This window comes from Actinoplanes sp. OR16, assembly GCF_004001265.1.
Classification (GTDB): domain Bacteria; phylum Actinomycetota; class Actinomycetes; order Mycobacteriales; family Micromonosporaceae; genus Actinoplanes.
In genome coordinates, this window is the sequence record NZ_AP019371.1 from 8,850,946 (window position 1) to 8,870,205 (window position 19,260).

19 protein-coding genes are annotated in these 19,260 nt (G+C 70.3%); 12 read left to right on the plus strand and 7 right to left on the minus strand.

The annotated features are described in order from the left end of the window. Positions 1 to 3 precede the first annotated feature (3 nt). From EP757_RS40685 to EP757_RS40695, 3 genes are all read left to right on the plus strand, one after another. The gene (locus EP757_RS40685; RefSeq protein WP_127553653.1) at positions 4 to 1,407 is read left to right on the plus strand and encodes an aldehyde dehydrogenase family protein; all 1,404 of its coding nucleotides are present in this window, start codon (positions 4 to 6) and stop codon (positions 1,405 to 1,407) included. A 258-nt stretch (positions 1,408 to 1,665) separates the two neighbouring features. Next, on the plus strand, positions 1,666 to 2,274 hold the full coding sequence (locus EP757_RS43325) for a hypothetical protein (protein WP_174262497.1): 609 nt from the start codon (positions 1,666 to 1,668) through the stop codon (positions 2,272 to 2,274). A gap of 64 nt (positions 2,275 to 2,338) precedes the next feature. Next, positions 2,339 to 2,761 carry a hypothetical protein gene (locus EP757_RS40695; protein ID WP_127553654.1) on the plus strand — a complete coding sequence of 141 codons (423 nt, stop codon included), beginning with the start codon at positions 2,339 to 2,341 and terminating at the stop codon, positions 2,759 to 2,761. Positions 2,762 to 2,813: 52 nt separating this feature from the next. On the opposite strand, the gene EP757_RS40700 is transcribed toward EP757_RS40695, so the two are convergent. Next, positions 2,814 to 3,083 (minus strand): Dabb family protein, encoded by a 270-nt coding sequence (locus EP757_RS40700; protein WP_127553655.1) that lies wholly within the window; start codon positions 3,081 to 3,083, stop codon positions 2,814 to 2,816. A 113-nt stretch (positions 3,084 to 3,196) separates the two neighbouring features. Here EP757_RS40700 and EP757_RS40705 point away from each other — a divergent pair, with 113 nt between their 5' ends. From EP757_RS40705 to EP757_RS40745, 9 genes are read left to right on the plus strand one after another with little or no spacing between them, the layout of a single operon-like run. Further along, entirely contained in the window at positions 3,197 to 4,753 is a 1,557-nt protein-coding gene (locus EP757_RS40705) for a nitrilase-related carbon-nitrogen hydrolase (protein ID WP_127553656.1), read from the plus strand. Positions 4,754 to 4,763: 10 nt separating this feature from the next. Beyond that, positions 4,764 to 5,573 (plus strand): oxidoreductase, encoded by an 810-nt coding sequence (locus tag EP757_RS40710; RefSeq protein WP_127553657.1) that lies wholly within the window; start codon positions 4,764 to 4,766, stop codon positions 5,571 to 5,573. Then, positions 5,573 to 6,529 (plus strand): dienelactone hydrolase family protein, encoded by a 957-nt coding sequence (locus EP757_RS40715; protein WP_232050261.1) that lies wholly within the window; start codon positions 5,573 to 5,575, stop codon positions 6,527 to 6,529. The genes EP757_RS40710 and EP757_RS40715 overlap by 1 nt, the downstream gene beginning before the upstream one ends. A gap of 5 nt (positions 6,530 to 6,534) precedes the next feature. Continuing rightward, on the plus strand, positions 6,535 to 7,737 hold the full coding sequence (locus EP757_RS40720; protein ID WP_127553659.1) for an aromatic ring-hydroxylating dioxygenase subunit alpha: 1,203 nt from the start codon (positions 6,535 to 6,537) through the stop codon (positions 7,735 to 7,737). Beyond that, a complete protein-coding gene (locus tag EP757_RS40725; protein WP_127553660.1) occupies positions 7,734 to 8,426 on the plus strand; it encodes a hypothetical protein in 693 nt (230 codons plus the stop codon). Before EP757_RS40720 ends, EP757_RS40725 begins: the two co-directional genes overlap by 4 nt. After that, complete coding sequence (locus tag EP757_RS40730; protein WP_127553661.1) at positions 8,419 to 9,339, plus strand: hypothetical protein; 921 nt, start codon at positions 8,419 to 8,421, stop codon at positions 9,337 to 9,339. The genes EP757_RS40725 and EP757_RS40730 overlap by 8 nt, the downstream gene beginning before the upstream one ends. Further along, on the plus strand, positions 9,336 to 10,097 hold the full coding sequence (locus EP757_RS40735) for an SDR family oxidoreductase (RefSeq protein ID WP_127553662.1): 762 nt from the start codon (positions 9,336 to 9,338) through the stop codon (positions 10,095 to 10,097). The genes EP757_RS40730 and EP757_RS40735 overlap by 4 nt, the downstream gene beginning before the upstream one ends. Beyond that, a complete protein-coding gene (locus EP757_RS40740) occupies positions 10,097 to 10,741 on the plus strand; it encodes a hypothetical protein (protein WP_127553663.1) in 645 nt (214 codons plus the stop codon). The genes EP757_RS40735 and EP757_RS40740 overlap by 1 nt, the downstream gene beginning before the upstream one ends. Then, positions 10,738 to 11,481: an arylmalonate decarboxylase gene (locus tag EP757_RS40745; RefSeq protein WP_127553664.1), complete on the plus strand. Its 744-nt coding sequence runs from the start codon at positions 10,738 to 10,740 to the stop codon at positions 11,479 to 11,481. Before EP757_RS40740 ends, EP757_RS40745 begins: the two co-directional genes overlap by 4 nt. A gap of 249 nt (positions 11,482 to 11,730) precedes the next feature. Here the strand turns inward: EP757_RS40745 and EP757_RS40750 are convergent, their stop codons facing one another. The 6 genes from EP757_RS40750 to EP757_RS40775 are packed head-to-tail and all read right to left on the minus strand — an operon-like array spanning position 11,731 to position 19,240. Next, the gene (locus tag EP757_RS40750) at positions 11,731 to 12,372 is read right to left on the minus strand and encodes a neocarzinostatin apoprotein domain-containing protein (RefSeq protein ID WP_127553665.1); all 642 of its coding nucleotides are present in this window, start codon (positions 12,370 to 12,372) and stop codon (positions 11,731 to 11,733) included. Positions 12,373 to 12,387: 15 nt separating this feature from the next. Continuing rightward, entirely contained in the window at positions 12,388 to 15,144 is a 2,757-nt protein-coding gene (locus EP757_RS40755; RefSeq protein ID WP_127553666.1) for an ATP-binding cassette domain-containing protein, read from the minus strand. Then, positions 15,141 to 15,872, minus strand: coding sequence for an ABC transporter ATP-binding protein (locus tag EP757_RS40760; RefSeq protein ID WP_127553667.1), 732 nt, complete (start codon positions 15,870 to 15,872; stop codon positions 15,141 to 15,143). Before EP757_RS40760 ends, EP757_RS40755 begins: the two co-directional genes overlap by 4 nt. Then, positions 15,862 to 17,190: an ABC transporter substrate-binding protein gene (locus EP757_RS40765; protein WP_127553668.1), complete on the minus strand. Its 1,329-nt coding sequence runs from the start codon at positions 17,188 to 17,190 to the stop codon at positions 15,862 to 15,864. The genes EP757_RS40760 and EP757_RS40765 overlap by 11 nt, the downstream gene beginning before the upstream one ends. Next, complete coding sequence (locus EP757_RS40770) at positions 17,187 to 18,272, minus strand: hypothetical protein (protein WP_127553669.1); 1,086 nt, start codon at positions 18,270 to 18,272, stop codon at positions 17,187 to 17,189. The genes EP757_RS40765 and EP757_RS40770 overlap by 4 nt, the downstream gene beginning before the upstream one ends. Further along, a complete protein-coding gene (locus EP757_RS40775) occupies positions 18,269 to 19,240 on the minus strand; it encodes a WxL protein peptidoglycan domain-containing protein (RefSeq protein WP_127553670.1) in 972 nt (323 codons plus the stop codon). Before EP757_RS40775 ends, EP757_RS40770 begins: the two co-directional genes overlap by 4 nt. Positions 19,241 to 19,260: the final 20 nt, after the last annotated feature.

Here is a 19,260-nt window from a genome sequence, read left to right on the forward strand (position 1 = left end):
CCGGTGATCGCCCGGGAGAATCCGGCGAGAATCGCGGAGATCGTGGGGACCGTGGTCGCTGCGACGCCCGGGGACGTCGACCGGATCGTCCGGTGGGCGGACGGGGAGCAGCGCGCCTGGGCCGCCCGCCCGATCGCCGACCGGCTCACCGTGATCACCGAGGCCGCGGCCCGGATCGAGAGCGCGATCGAGGAGCTGGCCGAGCTGCTGGCACGCGAGTCCGGCAAGGTGGTGGGCGACTGCCGGGGGGAGATCGGCTTCGCGGTCCGCTATCTGCGGTGGGTGGTCGAGCACGCGCCGGCCGCGTACGCCGACCGCGACACCGACGACGAGCGAGGCCGGATCGTGGAGCAACGTCGCCCGTTCGGGGTCGTCGCCGCGATCACGCCGTGGAATGCGCCGATCATCCTGTCCGTGCTGAAGATCGGGCCGGCGCTCGCGGCGGGCAACGCGGTCGTGGTGAAGCCGTCGCCGCTCGCGCCGCTCACCATCGACCGGGTGGTGGCCCTGTTCGACGCGCCGATCCGGGCCGTGCACGGTGGGCCGGAGACCGGGGCGGCGCTGGTCGGGCACGAGCTGGTGCGGAAGGTGGCGTTCACCGGCGGCGCGGCCGGTGGCAGGGCCGTGGCGGCGCTCGCCGGTGACCGGCTCACCCCGACGGTCATGGAGCTCGGCGGCAACGACCCGGCGGTGTTCCTCGACGACGCGACCTTCGCCGGCGACGTCATGGATCGTCTCGTCATGGCCAGTTTCGCGACGAGCGGGCAGGTCTGCATGGCCGCGAAACGGCTCTATGTGCCGCTGGCGAGGCTCGCTGAGTTCGTCTCCTCGTACCGGGAAGCCGCAGGCCGGGTCTTGAGGACCGGCGACCCGCTCAGCGCGGGCGTCACGATGGGCCCGGTCATCTCCGCGGCCGCGCAGCGTGCCGCCCGGGCACTCGCGCCGCCGGACGCGATCCCGCTCGGCACGTTCGACGCGGATCCGGCGACCGGCTACTTCGTCCGGCCATCCCTCGTCGTCGCCCCGGACCCGGATTCGCCGCTGGTGGCCGGGGAACAGTTCGCGCCGATCGTTCCGGTGCTCGGCTACACATCGGAGGACCAGGTTCTGGCCTGGGCCAACGCGGGCGAGCTGGGCCTGGGCGCTTCGGTGTGGAGCGCCGACGAGGGGCGGGCGTTCGCGTTCGCCCGGCGGTTCGAGGCCGGTTTCACGTTCGTGAACACGCACAACCGCACCGGCATGAGCCTGCGGGCGCCGTTCGGCGGGGTGAAGCGGTCCGGCTGGGGGCGGGAGTACGCCGCGGAGGGGCTCGCCGAGTACGTCCAGACCTGCGTGATCCACGCACCCGCCGCGTTCCGGCCGGGCGCCGAGCCGGGTGGGGGCCCGTCCGCCTACCCGGCCCACTGAGACGCCGCGGACCGTGGCCGGTGATCCGGCGCCGAAGAGAGGGCGGTCGCCGGGCCCGGCCACGGTCCGCGGTCCGGCTGGCACATATTTGCCGATTTAGTCGGCGAATGACCGGCGGATGGCCGCATGACGGGCGAAACTGGCCGTTCGTCGCGTATCCTTCGCCGAATATCCAGGCGGCGGGCGTTTAAAGGTCCACGCCCGGGTGATGGTGGTCAGCTTTCTCCGGAACATTGAAACCGGACGAAAGGTAAGACCATGCTCCTCAAGACCAAGACGACTCTGCTCGCTGCCGGCATCGGTGCGATCGCGGGTGGCGTCCTCGCCGCCGGCACGGCCCAGGCGGCTCCGGCCGACCTCCCGCTGTTCCGGTCGCAGCAGGCGTGCCTCTCCGACGTCCAGCACAAGAACGCGCAGCGCATGTACACGTGCCAGCCGGTGAACGGTGGCTACTGGCAGCCGGTCAAGCTGCGCCAGGGCGGCCAGGGCGGCCAGGTGAACAACAACACCAACCTGAACGCCGTCCTCGACGCCTCGGACAACTCCGATAACTCGGATAACTCCGACAACAGCGTGGACAACAGCGACCAGGGCAACCAGAAGCTGAACAACGACAACAAGAGCAGCGCCAGCAACGGCGACCAGAACACCAGCGTCAAGACCGGCGACGTCACCCAGAACCAGCAGATGACCGTCAACATGCCCAAGCAGGGCATGCTCGGCTCGTTCGGCGACGGCCTGGACGCGGCCGGCGAGATGGCCGGGGTCGGCGGGGGCAAGAACGGCGGCCTTCTCGGCGGGCTCGGCGGGCTCCTCGGCGGCGGCAACGGCGGCGGCCTGGGCGGCCTCCTCGGCGGCGGTTTCTGACGGCCCGAGCCTCACCACATTCCATGGCTCGTTGCCGCGCACCTCTGCGGCAACGAGCTTTTTCATGAGCGACGAAAGGCCGACCATGTTCCAGAACCGAACCCTGCTCGCCGCGTGCATCGGGCTCGCCGCCGGCGGCCTGGTCACCGCCGGGCCGCTCAGGGCCGCCCCCGCCTCGGATCTCGTGGAGTATTTCGCCACCGAGGCCGCCTGCAAGGACGCCGGCGCGCTGCGGAAGCAGTATCAGCAGTGGCAGGGATTCACCTGCCGGAAGGGCGAGGATCCGGCAGGAACCGGCACCGCCTACTTCCTGATCCCGGCGCACGCCGCCACCCCGGCGCCCACGCCTGCGACTCCGACGACCAAGCCCGCGGTCCCCGGGGGCGGCGAGTCGATCGGCGACATCATCAGTGATCACGCCAAGCCGATGATCGCTGACGGTACGAAGTTCTTCTGCAAGCTGGTCTTCGACGGCCCGTGCCGCTGACCCGGATGATGCTCGCCGCCGGGTCCCGCCGGCGGCGAGCCGCTCGTACCGATCAGCCGGGGGTGTAATCCACGACGGCGCGGGAGGTGAGCAGGGGGCGCAGCCAGCCGCCCAGCTCGATGTGCGCCGGATGCGCCTGGTACGCCCGCAGATCGTCCGCATCGTGGTGGGTCGTGCGGAGATGGAGGTCCCAGGAGACGTCGGTGCGGAGCTCGTCGAGGTCGGCCCGGAGCGAGCGGATCTCAGGAACGACATCGCCGAGTTCTTCCAAACGCAACTTGGCCTTGGCAGCATCGGCCGGATCAGCGAATCTCATCAACACGACGTGCACCAACAAGTCGAGCCCCCAAATCTCTCGATCATCAAGAAACCCCTATTGCAAATGCGGCACCCGAGTGTAGTTTTGGGAAACGCCGTTTCGCTAGGGGGAACCGGATGCCCGGTGTTGTTCGCGTTGCCGCAGCCCAGATCGAAGCCGGTCAGGACATAGCGGACAATCTCGCCGCGTGCCTACGCGTCATCGACGCCGCCGCGGAGCAGAGAGCCCAGCTCGTGGTCCTGCCCGAGTTCTGCAACCACCTCTCCTGGTACGCGTCGCGCGCCGAGGCACACGCGCTCGCGACCAGGCCCGGGGACGACTTCCTCACGGCCATCGCCGCCCGCGCCCGGCAGCACGGCATCTGGATCAAGATCAACGTCACTCATGCCCACCCGGACGGGACCACCGGCGGCACGAACTTCCTGTTCGACCCCGAGGGCCGGATCGTCGGCACCTGCGACAAGCAGACGCTGATGGGCGCCGAGAACGACTTCCTGGAGCCGGCGCCCGCCGTCGGGCCGGTCATCGACACGCCGCTCGGCCGCATCGGGATGTACGCCTGCATGGAAGGCGTGATCAACGAGGTGGCCCGCGGTCTCGCGCTGCGCGGCGCCCAGGTGCTGCTGAACAGCCTCAACAGCTTCGCGCTCGACGAGGCCGACCTGCACATCCCGGTGCGCGCCGCGGAGAACAAGGTGTGGGTGGTGGCCGCCAACAAGGTCGGCCCGCTGCTCCCCCGCGACGAGCTGCCGGCCATCGCCGAGCGCCTCGGCGTGCCGCCGGAGTGGCTGCACGGCGCCGGGGAGTGCCAGATCGTCGCGCCGGACGGGACCGTCCTGGCCAAGGCCCCGCGGACCGGGGAGGCCGTGGTGGTCGCCGACATCGAGCCCGACCTGGCCGACGACAAGCGCCGGCCGGACGGCACGGACATCCTCGCCTCCAGGAAGCCGAGTCTGTACGGCCCGATCGCCGCCCCGCCGGTAGGCCGGCAGCGACCGGCCGGGGCGCCCACGCTGGAGGTGGCCGTCGTCCGCGCGGCGGAGGAGATCTCCACGATCGACGCGGAGCTCTTCGTGCTGCCCGCCGGCACCGGCTCGGTCGAGGAGATCGCGGCGGCGCTGGCCGGCACCGAGGCCCACGCCGTCACCAGCGACGACTCCGGCGGCCTGGTGATCGACGCGGACGGCGTGGTGGCCCGCCAGCCACGGCTGCACGGCCCGGGCGCGAGCGGCACCGGCATCGTCCCGGTGGACCTGAAGTGGGGGCGGCTCGCCGTCGTCGCCGGCGACGACGCCCTCTACCCGGAGACGTTCCGGCTGGCCGCGCTCCTCGACGCGGACGTCGTGGCGGTGCCCTATCGCGCGCAGGAGTCCTGGGAGCTGTCGCTGGCGCTGCCCGAGCGCGCCGCCGAGAACCGTCTCAACGTCGTCGTCGCGACGCCGATCGACCAGCCCGCCGCGATCTTCTCGATGACGCCCGACTTCACCCTCTGGACGAAGTGGGAGGGGCCGTTCACCGGCCGGATCTCCACGCCGATCCGCTTCGACATCGCGGCCGGCGACCCCTCCGGCACGGCCACCGTGAACCCCGCACAGGCAGCGAACCGCCAGGTCTCGCGCAACACCGATCTTGTCGACGGCCGTCCGTGGCGGCTCGTCAGCGCTCTTTTATAAGGAGTTTCAAGTGGCGGAGACGATCCAGCACGTGGAGGACATGGTCGACGGCTCGCCGGTCGTCGACGTGCACGACACGTTCAACTATTACCGTCAGCTGCTCGCCGACCTGAAGGCGAAGATCGAGGCGCGGTTCGAGCTGACCCGCGACCCGTCCACCGTCGACCTGCAGACGTACGGCACCTATCCCGACGGCCCGGGCGGGTCGCTGGAGGCCTACGCCGGCCCGGAGATCGACTGGCTGGTCCACTCCTGGATCGGCAACCCGGGCGCCAGCTTCGCCAACCTGCACCTCACGGCGTGGCTGGGTCCGCAGGTGAAGGTGCCGCACCTGGGCATCGCGCTGCTGGTCTGGCCGGGCGGCTGGTTCTACCTCGACTCGGTGCCGCGGACCAACATGGTCGAGGACGCGGACTACTTCGATGCCTATTACTCGCAGCTCGACGAGGAGTGGCTGGAGTTGCGGGCCGACCCCGAGTTCGAATACTTCGTGAGCCGGGCCGGGTTCATCCGGGCCAGCCTGTCGCCGACGGCGTACTGCTACTCGTTCGAGCGGTCGCAGCGCAACCTGGAGATCGTCTCGCAGCGGGCGCACGCGCACGTCGACAGGTGGCTGCGGTGGGTCGACGAGGCGGCACCGGTGCCCTCGGAGGAGCGCGCGGCGCTCGCCACGACCGATGAGACCATCCGCCGGAACATCGCCGAACGGGACCCGGCGAACGTCATGGGCGTCCGTTTCTTCGGCGAGGAGACCACGAACAAGCTGGTCCGGGCCCTCTGGGGCGGCGACCGCGAGCTTCCGCGGGCCGGGGCCGAGTGATGACCGTCCGATCCATCTGGTGGGCCGCCACGATCCCCGGCGCGGAGGCGCCCTTCGACACCGCTCACCTGCGGGTCTTCTATCCGGCGAAGCCGACCGGCTCGGATGCCGAGCGCCTGACCGGAGTCTTCCCCGCCGATCCCGCTGGAGCGCCATACCCGGTCGTCGTGATCGTCTCGGGTGTCAACGTCGGCCAGGAGGCCTACCGCTGGCTCGCGGTCGAGCTCGCCTCGCGGGGTTACGTCGCCGTCACCTATGACTGGGTGGGTGAGCTCTTCGGCGGCCTCCGGGGGATCACGCCGGGCGTGGAGCTTGCGGCCGCCACGCCCGATGCGTACGGGACCCGCGCCACCACACCGTCCGTCCCCGCCGTGCTGGAAGCGCTCGCATCGATCACCGGCCCGCTGGCCGGCCTGCTGAATCTCGATGACGTCGGGCTCGTCGGCCACTCCGCCGGCGGTACCGTCATCCTGCAGAGCGCCCGCTTCTTCCCCACGGTCAAGGCGGTCGCCGCCTACGGCACGCACACCATGGTCGCCACGATGCTCGGCTGGCCGGCCGGCACCGTGCTGCCCGCCCAGGTCGACTGCCCGGTCCTGCTGATGAACGGCGAGAACGACGGCGTGATCAACGGATCCGCCGACCGGTACGGCTCGCCCTCCGCGGCCCGGGATCCGATCAGCCGGACGTTCGACGAGGCCCTCCCGGACGCCGGCGGCGACACCGTGCAGGTCACCTTCGCGGGGGCGAACCACTTCGGGATCGTGCACCCGGTCGACGAGACGGCGGCACGTGCCTTCCTCGATGATGTCGCGACCACCGACCCGGCTGCCACCCGCGCGGCCCTGGCCGACGTGACCGCGGCGTTCCTCGACATCCACCTGCGCGGCGCTGCCGGCGACGCGCTCGACAAGGCCCTTCAGTCCCCCGATATCGCCGGGATCCGGCGGAGGTAACTGCCATGCTCAAGAACTTCTGGTACGCGGTGGAGTTCTCCGACAAGGTCACCACGAAGCCGGCCCGGCTCACCGTGCTCGGGCAGTACCTGGTCGTCTACCGCACCCCCAAGCAGGGCCGGGTGGTCGCACTGAGCGACCTCTGTGTGCACCGCGGCGCGGCGCTCTCCGGCGGCTGGCTGAACGACGACAAGATCGTGTGCCCGTACCACGGCTGGGAATACGAGCCGGACGGCCGGTGCACGAAGATCCCGGCGAACCTGCCCGGGCGCGGCATCCCGAAGAAGGCGCGCGTCGACTCGTACCCCGTACAGGAGAGATATGGTTTCGTCTGGGTCTTCATGGGCGATCTGCCCGAGGAGGAGCGCCCGCCGATGCCGGTCTGGCCGGAGTTCGACGACCTCGTCGAGAACGGCGGCAAGTTCCGGGTCGTGACCGGCGAGTTCCTCTGGAACGCCAACTACGAGCGGATCCTGGAGAACGGCTGCGACATCGCCCACGCGCCGTTCGTGCACGCCGGCCGGTTCGGCAACCCGGACATGCCGCAGGTGCCCGACTACGAGGTGGAGCACCCGGACGAGTGGTCCGCGTTCGCCACCGTCGACCTGCACCCGCCGAAGCCGTCCGGCCTCTGGGGCAAGTTCGGCCGCCTGCTCGGCAACGACCTGAAGAAGCGGCCGCCGGTCACCACGTCGGCGGGCTGGATGCTGCCCAACATGATCAAGCTGCACGTGCGGCTGCCGATCGGCGACATGATCATTTACGACACCAACATCCCGATCGACGAGACGCACACGCTGGTCAAGTGGGTCGCGCTGCGGACCTTCTTCACCGGCAAGTGGGCCGACAAGGACGCGATCAACCGGACCCTGCGGATCTTCTACGAGGACGCCGCGGTGGTCGACAAGGTCCGGCCCGAGCTGCTCCCGTTCGACCTCGGCGCCGAGCTGCACATCAAGAGCGACATCATCGCCGTGGAGTACCGCCGCCGTCGTCAGGAGCTGGCCGACAAGGGCTGGCTGCTCAACGAGGAGGACTTCATCACCGGTGACGTGCCCCGCCGGACGGCGACGGTCATCCCCTCGCCGGCCCGCCGGGAGAGCCCGGAGCTGGCCCGCGCCTGGGTGCACAAGGCCCGTGGCGAGCATCCGACCGTGGCCGCCGCGCGGCTCATGGGCGCCGACGACGAGACCGAGGAATCCAAGTGAGCCTGCCCGGCGCCCTGTCCGACACCACACTCTCCAGAATCCTCGATCGGTTCCCGCTGCCGCTCGCCGAGGATCGCCCTCTCACCTCGCCGATGAGCCCCGCACCCGTCGGCCACATCAAGATCTGGCGAGGCACCGGCGCGGTGGTGAAAATCGTCAACGTCGGGCTTGTCGTTCCCCCGATCGGCCTCGACAGCCACATGATCTTCGCTTTCACCGACCCTTCGTCGGGCGTCCCCCACTTCACCCTGGACTCGGTGGCGAACGGCGACGACTACGCCTTCCACCTCGACCTGATTCCGCGGATCGACCTGGCGACATCGCTGCCCTACCTGGACGAGGTGTACGAGCCGTTGACCGGGATGTATCAGGCGGTCAGCGCACGCGAAGGCCTGACACCGGCACATCTGACGCCCCGGCAATACGCCCTCATGTCTCCCTGGATGCTCGTGAATCGGGCGACCCAGGCGGCCTTCGAAGGCATCGGTGACGCCGTGGACGCCTACTTCACCCACTGGGCCGCACTCGTCGAGAGCGGCGTCAAGGCCGAGGGGACGGCCGAGCGCGACGCCGCCCACCGGACCCTGTTGTTCAGCCCGGAGATCGACCCGGTCTGGAAGCAGACGGTCCGCCTCCTCGGTGAGGAGCAGAGCGAGTCGGTACGCCTGGCCCTGGTGAGCAATGACTGAGCCCAGCGTCTGGCAGCAGCGGATCGCCGGCGAGTGGCACGGGCGTCCGTCACTCTTCGACGCCACCGGCACGTGGTGCGGGTTCGAGGAGATCCGGCGGTCGTCGGATTTCGTGGACGGCGTCACGACGTACAGGATGGATGGGGGTCTGATCGGCGGCGGCCCGCTCGCGGGGCAGTTCCGGCTCGGCGCGCCCTTCTCCTTCGGCGTGGTCGATTCCGATCAGAACCGCGTCTACACCGGTCCGGACTTCTTCGGGACCGGTCAGCCCTATGGCAGCTTCGTCGACTCGCACTACTACGGGCCCGGCTGGCAGGTCGATCTGAACACCTGGAACCAGGTGCTGCCGGACGGCGAGACCCAGGTCTACTCGTCGGTGCTCTACCAGGGCTGGTCGGTGGTGGGGTGTTTCAACGGGCTCTACACCCGCGTGCCGTCCAATGTCGACGCGCTGATCGAGGCGGAGACCCGGAACGGCCCGGTCCCCTACATCCTGCCCACCAAACAGGCCGGCGCCTTCGCGGGTGAGCTGGAGCTGTGGGGTTCGGATCAAAAACTGAGAGGCACTGTCTCGGTACGCGTGGAGCTCACACCCATCGATCTGCTCCGCACCCGCAGGACCGTCACCTGGCAGGGCGCCGGCCTGGACCGCTCGTTCACGGTGGAGACCCGGCGGGACGGCAACCGGCTGTTCTTCGAGGGTCCCGAGGCGTGGGGCAACGCGATCGGTTTCGGACGGGCGTCGTTCCAGTCCCTGCACCTCACCGACGTCTGGAAGATCAAGGGCCGGGAGTTCTCGATCGACGCGGCGCCGGGGATGTCGGCGGGTCGCCGGTTGGCGGTCGTCTACGAGTTGTCCGATGGTGGTCAGCTGGACGGGGTCCTGCACGGCCTTCTGGAGTGGGACTCATGACCGTGGTGGTGGTGACGGGCGGGACGCGGGGAATCGGGCGGGGGCTCGTCACGGCGTTCCTGGCCGAGGGTGCTCAGGTGGTCTACTGCGGGCGTTCGGCGTCCTCCGGCGGGCCGTCCGAGGCGCTGTTCGTGCAGGCCGACGTGACAGACCGCGACGACGTCCGCCGGGTGTGGGACGCCGCGGTGGAAAAATACGGAAAAGTCGATATCTGGGTGAACAATGCGGGCCTCTCCAACTCCCGCAAGCCGCTCTGGGAGCTCGACCCCGCCGAGATCGACACCGTCGTCGGCCTCAACCTGCTCGGCACCCTGCAGGCCAGCGCCGTCGTCCTGGAACGGATGCTGGCCCAGGGGCACGGCGCGCTCTGGAACATGGAGGGCCTCGGCTCCAACGGGCAGATCGTGGCCGGCCTGACGCCGTACGGCGCGACCAAGCGCGGCCTCACCTACGCCACCCTCGCGATGGCGAAGGAGCTGAAGGACAAGCCGGTCAAGGTCGGCCTCCTCTCCCCCGGCATGGTCGTCACCGACCTGCTCACCCGGGACTACGAGCCGGAGGAGCTGGAGAAGGCGAAGAAGATCTTCAACATCCTCGCCGACCGGGTCGAGACGGTCACCCCGTGGCTCGCCCGTCGCGTGCTGGCGGGCACGAAGAACGGCGGCCGGGTGGCCTGGCTGACCAATCGGAAGGTCGCCTACCGGTTCGCCACGGCGGCGTTCACCAAGCGTGACGTGTTCGCCGGAGGGCCGGCCTGATGGACTACCCGATCATCCTGGCGGTCGAGGACTTCGTGCCGGTCATCTTCGGTTCGGTCGGATTCGCCCTGCTGAGCCGGACCGCGCCGACACCCGCCGCCCAGCGTGCCGGTCTCGTCGGCGCGGTGCTGATCGGCGCGGGCGGGATCGCCAAGTGCGTCTGGAAGCTGGCCTACTCGGCGGAGATCGGCGACTGGAAACTCTTCGAGCAGGCGCTGTTCCCACTGATGGCGGCCGGCGCCACGTTGCTCGCGTGGGCACTGGCGGTGACCGTACGACGAGGAAAGCGCACCCACGTCTGGCCCTTCGCCCTGGCTTTCGCGCTCTGCGTGGCGGGATCGATCCTCGGGCAGGGCCTCAATCCGCTCTTCGTGGCGGCCACCCTCGGGGTCACGGCCGTGAGCGTCCTCGGCGCCGTCATCGCGGCCCGCTACCAGCAGTGGTGGGCCGTCTCGCTCTACGTCCTCGGGCTGGTGCTGGTCATGGGACTGGTGCCGCTGCGCGGCTCGGACAGCCACCACACCCTGGCCTTCCAATGGCTGGAACAGGGCATCAACACGACCGCGCAGGGCTGCCTGCTGATCGCCGCCTGGCTCACCCTCCGGGCCGTCTCCCGGCCCGCACTCATTGGAGCCTCACAATGACCGACGCCCTCGGCTGGCGCCGTAAGTTCGGTGTCATCGCCCCGTCGACGAACACCATCGTCGAGCCGGACTTCTATGCGATGACCGTGCCCGGCGTGACCGCCCACTTCTCCCGGATCCACATCCGCAACCAGGACCTCTCCGACGACGCCAACTTCGAGAACCTGCTCGTCCAGATCCGCGGCGAGATCGGGTTCGCCTGCGAGCGGGTGCTCACCTGCGAACCCGACTACATGGTGATGGGCATGTCCGCCGAGACTTTCTGGGGCGGCGTCGAGGGCAACCGCGAATTCGTCGCCCAGATCAAGGACATCACCGGTCTCGACGTGGCGACCGGCGCGGAGGCCTGCGAGCGTGCTTTGAAGCTGTACGGCGCCCGCAAGATCGGCGTCGTCACCCCGTACCAGCCGGTCGGCGACCAGAACGTGGTCCGCTTCTTCGGCGAGATCGGCTTCGAGGTCACCGCGATCGAGGGCCTGAAGTGCCCGACCGCCGTCTCCATCGCGCACGTGACCGAGGACGAGCTGCGAGCCGCCATCCTCACCGTGAACGGCCCGGACGTCGACGCCATCGTCCAGTGCGGCACGAACCTCTCCATGGTCCGCCTGGCCGACGAGGCCGAGCGCTGGCTGGGCAAACCGGTGATCGCCATCAACGCGGCGACGTGGTGGATGGCCCTGCGGGAGAACGGCATCAAGGACAAGGTCTACGGGGCGGGCAGCCTCCTCCGCGACTACTAGCCCTCCGGTGAGCGGCTGTGACCCATTGCCGCTCGAACCCTTGACTGCTCAACGAGCTGTGGCCCATTGCTGCCGGCCAGTCGTTCCGGCAGCAATGGGCCACAGCTCGTTGCTCGTGGACCGGACCAGCGGTGCTGCCGGCCGGCCACGTCGTGGACGGCGGGCGTCGGCGTGTGCACCGGCCGGATCGGGGGTGTGGGACCTGCCCCGCGCAAAGCCGGCCCCACACCCCTGAACCGCCCCCGAGGGTTACAGCGACATCCGCCGGCGGCGGGCCGGGAGCATGGCGAGCAGGCCGAAGCCCGGCAGCAGCAGACCGGTTCCGATCAGCACGACGGTCGCCCACTCCATGCCCGGGCCGGTTTGCGGGAGGGCCTCGTCGTCGTCATCGGCATCCGACGTGGCGGCGGCCGCGGGCGACTTGCTGGCGACCGGCGCCGTGGTGGTCGTGGTCCCGCCGCCGCCGGAGGAACCGAAGACGATCTTCACGGAGACGGCGTTCGCGGCGACGGTGGCGGCGTCGTGGCTGGACGGCAGCAGCTGCGCGGCGATCACGCAACCGTCGGTGCCGCAGTCCTTGCCGCTGAACGACGTGGCCAGCTTGAGCGTCACCTTGTCGGTCTTGCCGCTGCCGTCGGTCTTGGCGAAGACGGCGCCGCCGGCCAGGTTGCAGTCGGTCGGGCCCTTCGGGTTCTTGACGCATTGGCCGAGTGCCAGGTCGGTCAGGTTCTTCGTGAAGCCGGTGCCGGAGACGGTGATCGAGTCGCCGTCCTTCAGGCCCGTGGTCTTCGAGACCTTCAGGGTCGCCTTGGCCGAGGCCGGCGAGGCCACCACGAACAGGGTCGCGGCGGCACAGATCAGTGCCGCGAACGCCATACGGATATAGATCACGTGTTACCCCCAGATTCAGGATCGGGCGACGGCAGCCTCATCGGTGCCGAGGTAGGACAGGACGACCGCGGGATGCGACCGGACCTCGTCGGGCGGACCGGAGGCGATGACGCTGCCGGCGTCCATGGCGATGAGCCGGTCGGCGACGCGGGACAGCAGCGGCAGGTCGTGTTCGATGACGAGCACGGTGGTGCCGAGCTCGTCGCGGACCCGCAGCATCAGTTCGCCGAGCGCGACCCCGTCGGCCTGGGTGAGGCCGGAGGAGGGCTCGTCGAGGAGCAGCAGGCGCGGTTCGAGGGTGAGCAGGCAGCAGAGTTCGACGATGCGGCGGGTGCCGGTGGAGAGTTCGCCGACGGTCCGCTCGGCCAGGTCCTCGAGTCCCATGGCCCGCAGCGCCACCTCGGCGAGCGCGGCCTTGCGCAGCGAACCCCGGTCGTCACCCAGGATGTCCGCGACGAGGCTCGACGGGACGGACTTCTCCCCGGCGACCATCACGGCCTCGCGCACGGTCATCGCCGGGAAGAGCCGGGCGTCCTGGAACGATCGCACGAGGCCGGCCCGCGCCCGGCGTTCCGGTGTCCACCCGGTGATGTTCCGGCCCTGATAGCGCACGGTGCCGCCGTCGGATCCGGTGAACCCGGCGAGGATCTCGAAGAGGGTCGTCTTGCCGGCGCCGTTCGGGCCGATGATGCCGACGATCTCGCCCTCGGTGATGGTGAACGTGGCATCCCGGACGGCTTTGACGCCTCCGAACGACCGCCGGATCCCGGCCACTTCGAGCAGCGGGCCGGAGCCCACCGTGGGTGCGAGAGGGTCAGCGGGCAGATGATGCACACGCCATGGACCAGACCGATTCGGTGCGGGCAGAGCATGGTCCCCTCGATCAGGCGTGACGTCCGGCCGCCTCGTGGCCGAGGGCCATCGCAGGCGACTCGGCGGAACCGCCGGGATCCTCTTCAGCAGGCCGGCCAGCAGCCCGCCGAGCCCCTCGGGCAGGAAGATCACCACGAGCAGCCAGCCCAGCGTGAGGACGGCCTGGCCGGCGATCCCGAGCGGGAACAGCGCCGGCAGCCCGACGATCACGATCGACCCGAGCAGCGCGCCGCCGGTCCGGGACAGGCCGCCGACCACCGCGATCGCCACCACGTCGATGCTCGCGGAAGCCGGGAAGCTGTTGATCGACAACTGCGACTGACCGAATCCGATCACGACTCCGCCGAGCCCGGCCAGGGCGCCCGCCACGGCGTACACCTGGAGTTTGCGCACCGGGGCCGCGACCGTCAGCGCCCGCCCGGCCTCCTCGTTGTCCCGCAGCGCCAGCAGCAGGCGGCCGAAACCGCCGCGGCGCAGCCGTGCGGTGACCACCCAGCCGATGACGAACAGCATCAGCGCGAACAGGTAGTAGTCGGTGGAGACGCTGACGACGTAGTCGCGCCAGACCGGGTACGGCGTGGTGAGCCCGTCGCCGAGCAGGAACGTCTGCCGCAGCAGCCACCCGCTCGTGGCCAGCGCGAACGCGAGCGTGGTGACGCCGAGAGCGACGCCGCGCAGCCGCAGGGCCGGTACGCCGACCAGGACGGAGGCGAGCGCGCCGGCCGCGCAGCCGGCCAGGACGCCGGTGAGCATGTTGCCGGTGGCCTGCGCGACCTGGATGGCTGCCGCGGCTCCGATCCCGGCGAACGCGAACTGGCCGAGCGACAGCTCGCCGGCGATGCCGGTCACCAGGATCACGGAGAGGGCGACGATGGCGAACCCGCAGATCATCGTGAGGACCGAGGCGGTCGAGTTGCTGACCACGTAGGCCAGACCGACCGCCACGACACCGAGCACCACCAGGCCGATCCGGGCCGCCGGCGACGACGCCGACTCCCAGCGCGGCCAGGCGGCGTTCTGCTCGTTGTTGCGCCCGCCGGTCCGCTGCCGCAGCAGCGAGACGAGAATCGCCAGGCCGAGCACGACGTCCACGAACCCGCTGGTCTCCTTGGAGAGCAGCACCTGTTCGAGGACGCCGACGCCGATCGAGGCGGTGAACGCGATCGGCAGCGACGACATCCGGGCGATGACCGCGCCGGCCAGGCCGCGCAGCAGCAGCTGCGGGCCCAGTGACTCGATCGACTGCACGCCCTGGGTCGGGGTCAGCAGGATCGCCGAGAACGCCGCCACCCCACCGGCGATGGCCCAGGCCAGGCTGGTCATCCGGGGCGCCGGGACGCCGTTCACGGTGGCCGCGTCCGGGTGGTCGGCGGCGGCCCGGATCGCGATGCCGTACTTGGTGCGGCGCAGGAAGAACGCGAGCCCGGCCAGCAGCACCGGGGTGAGCACCAGCATCGCGGTGAGCGAGGAGCCGACCGCCGTGGTGCCGATGCTGAACGCGGGCAGCCCCGGCGGCTTCGGATAGGTGGCCCCGGAGAAGCTGTCCCGGTCCACCAGCAGGGCCAGGACCAGGATGAACTGGGCCAGGCCGAGCGTCGCGATCATGCCGATCACCCGGGGGCGGCCGGAGAGCCGGCGGACCACCGACATCTCGATGCCGGCGCCGAGCGCGCCGGCCACCATGATCGCGATCGGGAACGCCAGCCAGAACGCGATGCCGTCGGTGAGCCGGGCCAGCACCGCCGCGCCGAAGACGCCGATCGCGCCGTGCGCGAAGTTGACGAACCTGCTGGACCGGTAGACCAGCACGATGCCGATCGCGAGCAGCCCGTAGGTCAGGCCGGTGAACAGCCCGACCGCGAGCCGGTCGAACCCGAAGTCGTACCCCAGGTAACTCATGCGGCGTGGCCTCCCAGGACCAGGCGGCGGGCCAGATCGGGGGTCGCACGCAGCTCGGCCGGGGTGTGCTCGGCGATGATCGTGCCGTGTTCCATGAAGAGCAGCCGGTCGGCGATCGACATCGCCACGTTCACCGACTGCTCGATGACCAGGGTGGCGACCCCGGCGGCGGCCAGGCGGCGGACCAGTTCGAGCAGGCCGCCGACGACGACCGGGGCGAGGCCGAGCGAGAACTCGTCGATGAGCAGCAGGCTGGGCCGCTGGATCAGCGTCTTCGCCAGGACCAGCATCTGCCGTTCGCCACCGGAGAGGTTGGCGGCCGGCTGGTCGGCACGGGCCAGCAGGCGGGGGAAGACGGCGAGCGCGCCGTCGACGACGGTGGCGACCCTGTCGTCGTCCTTCCCATTGGGGTACGCGTGGAGTCTCAGGTTGTCGCGAACCGACAGAGACCCGAACGCCTGCTGCCCGATGACCGTCGACATGCCGAGCTTGACCCGCTTCGGAGCGGCGACCGTGGTGATGTCCCGGCCGAGGAGCGTGACCGTGCCACCGCTGGGCCGGTTCAGGCCGCACAGCATCCGCACCAGCGTGGACTTGCCGACCCCGTTGGGGCCGCAGAGCGCCACCGTCTCGCCCTTGCTGACTGTCAGGTCGATGCCGAACAGGACCTGGATGTCGCCGTAGCCGCCGTTCAGCCCGTCGACCTTGAGGACGATGTCACTGTCCAAGGCTGGTCACCGGCCCGTCGTAGGTGAAGCAGCCGCACTCGTCGTCGAACTTCAGCACCCGGTACGCCGTCCCGGCCGCGTAGCCGCCGGCGTACGCGCCGAGTCCGGCCGCCGTGGCGAACTCCGCGTCCTGCGCGGCGGCGGCCCAGGCGGCGGCGTTGAGATCAGGGCCGAGGTCCTCGGCAGCCGACTGCAGCAGCAGCGCCGCGTCGCAGTAGGTGAACGCCACCCGGGCGTTCTCCCGGGCCTGGAACGTGATCCCGGATTCGGAGTAGATCTTCTGGCAGTTCTTCTCGGCCTCGGTGTCCGGGAAGGTGAGTTCGCTGTCCGGCACGTCGTACCCGGGCGCGAAGCCGACCCCGACCATGCCCTTGAGCGCCGCCGGCGGGATCGTGCCCGGGTTCGACACCATGAAGCTCGGGCTGTCGAACGTGGAGATCCCGTACTTGGCGGTGTAGCTGTTCGCGGCGGCCGATGTCATGAAGAACGGCGCGATCCGGGCCCCGCCGAGGAAGAAGACCCGGTCGATCTTCTTGCCCCGGAAGTTGACCGCCGCCTGGGTCAGGCCGGAGTTGAGCGTGCCGAGTGACGTGGTGTCGATCCAGCTGACCGTGACGTCGACGCCGGGCAGGCCCGGTTCGACGATCTTCTCGTACACCGCCTTGTTCGCCGGCGTGTCCGCGGCGACCAATCCGGCCTTCGTGCGCCCGTCGAAGAACTTCTGCTTCTTGAGGACGGTCAAGAACGACGTGGTGAACGCGTCGTACTCGGGGAACGTCGCGGTCCACAGGTACGGCGACAGCGAGGAGAAGGTGGACTTGTCGTTGGCGATCAGGGTGGCGTCCAGCATCAGCGTCTGCCGCTGCGCGTAACAGGGCCGCGCGTTCGACTGCAGCTGACCGGTGAGGACGACGGCGAACGCCTCGTCGTCCTGGGTGATCTGGCTGCACAGCGTGGTCTCGGCGGCCGGTGAGTCGTTGCTCGCCTCGTACTCGCGGTAGACCGCGTCCAGCTTGCGCCCGGCGATGCCACCGTTCGCGTTGATGTACTTCGCGAGCGCCTCCACCTGCTCCTTCGGCTTGCCGACGTCGGCGTTGGTGAAACCGGTGAGCGACGCCGTCTTGGTCAGGTCGGTGCCGATGAAGACGACCTTGACGCTGTCCTCGGTGACACCGGGCCCGGCACCGGTCGCGGACGTCCGCACGGCTCCGTTGCCGCCCGGCATCAGCGCGGCGCACCCGGTGTACGCGACGACCATCGCGAGCAGCACAGCGCCGAGCCTCATCAGCAGCGGCGCGTCGAGTCTCCGGCCTGTCATTTGTCCTCTTCCATCAGGGAGATCCCGCGCGGGTACCGCCGGGCCAGCACGTGGCCGAGAGCGTCCAGGTCGAGCACCGAGTCGCCGGCGCCGGGCCCGCTGCCCTCGCCGATCAGCGCCCGCAGGTTGTCGAGACTGAGCTGAGCGCCGGCGTGCCGGCCCAGCCGCCGGGCGCCGGGCGCGTCGTCGAAGACCAGGTAGCCACCGAGGCTGCCGAGCCGGACCACGGCCGGGAGCATCGCGTCCGCCGGGTTGAGGTCGCGCAGCACCCGCCGCCGGCTCAACCGGCGCATCAGCCCCCAGACGATCAGGGCGATCCCGGCCGCGTTGATCAGGAGCAGACCCCAGGGGTACGCCTCGTGCCGCACGCTCACCGGGGCGAGCCCGCTGACGTCGGCGCTCACCACGTACTGCCCGAAGGCGGCGAGCGGCAGCTCGACCGGGACCGTGAACGTCCGGCTCTGCCCGGGTCCGAGGTTCTCCACCACCTCCTGGTGGAAGATGTTGTCGTCGCCGCCCCCGCCGAGCCGGATCTGGACGGTCGCGCTGGTCAGCGCCACCTCGCCGGGGTTGCGGACGGTGTAGGTGAGCTTCAGGTGGTCGGGCGCGCCGAACCAGGAGGCCGCGGTGCCGCCGGTGAGCGTCGCCTGCTGCACGGTCAGCTCACGGGCCGCGGTCGCCGCCCTCGGGATCTCGCCGACCGGGTGGCCGGTGATGGTGAGCGGCAGGTTCACCGCGTTGGTGGCGCTCTGCACCTCGGCGATGTGCACGACGCACGGGCAGGGTTGGGGCGGGTCGCCGACCTGGATGTCGACGACGAACTTGCCGTCGGCACGGACCGGGGTGGCCACGCCGGCCCGGGTGTCGCAGGCCGACGAGCCGGTCAGGCCGCCCTCGCCGCAGGTGACGAACTGCAGCAGCTTGCCGGGTGACCAGCCCTCGCCGGTGATCCGCACGGTCTCGCCGGGCTTCGCCTCGCCGGTCGACAGGGTCGCGACCAGGCCGGTGGCCCGGGCTGCCGTCGCCGTGCCGAGGAGCGCGGTCGCGACGACGGCCAGGACCAGGACGGGCGCCGTCCTCATCGGGCGGCCACCAGGCCGCGCGGGCGGAGCTCCCGGGCACGGCGGCGGCGCCGGATCATCCACCCGGCCGCGACGGCCAGCGCCACGAGCAGCGCCACGGCGGTCCAGGAGACGACGAACGTACGTTCCGAGCGCTGCGCGAAGACGTCACCCTCGGCGCGGACCGTGACGGTGGTGGTGACCACGTCGACCGGCCAGATGCCGGTCGCCGTCATGGCGAACGTGCCCTGCGCGCCGGGGATCATGTCGCTCCCCGGTGTCGCGCCCTCCATCGTGATCCGGTGGCCGAACAGGCCGGTCGCCTTGACCTCGGCGGACGGGACCAGGTGCACGTTGCCGACGTTCGCGACGGTGTATTCGAGCTGCCCGGGCGTCATCGTCGGCAGCAGCGGCGCGGGGGCGTCCAGGTGCAGATCGGTGACGCTGAGGCCGGGCACGACCGCGCCGGCGACCCGCAGGTAGACCCGGGCGGCGACGGCGCGCTGGATGTTCACCGCGGCGCCGTCGGCCTGGGCCGAGACGCTCGCCGTGGCCTCCATCGCGACGATGCCGCCGACGTGGTCGCCGGGGGTGGCGTTGGCGGGCACCACGATGGTGAACGGGATGTCGGCGCTGGTCCGCCCGGGCACCTCGACCGCGGTGACCTGGGACGTCACCCAGGCGCCCAGATCCTTCTGCTGGTCGGCCCGGGTCCGGATGGCGAATCCGCCGTTGCGCGCGGTGTTGTACGCGTCCGCGCCGTAGATCACGAACGACCGTGGCTTGGTCGTCAGGTTGGTGACCCGGACCGATTCCTTGACCGTCTCGCCGGCCTCGGCGTCCAGGAAGAAGTAGAGCCTCGGCGTGGGGCCGGGGTTCTCGGCCGGGGTCGGGGTGACCGCCCACTCCCCGTTGCCGGTGGCGGCGGCAGGAGCCGGGGTGAGCAGGACGATCACTGCGATCACCAGGGCGGCCGCGATCTTGCGCATCGGTGCTTCCTTCCAAGGGG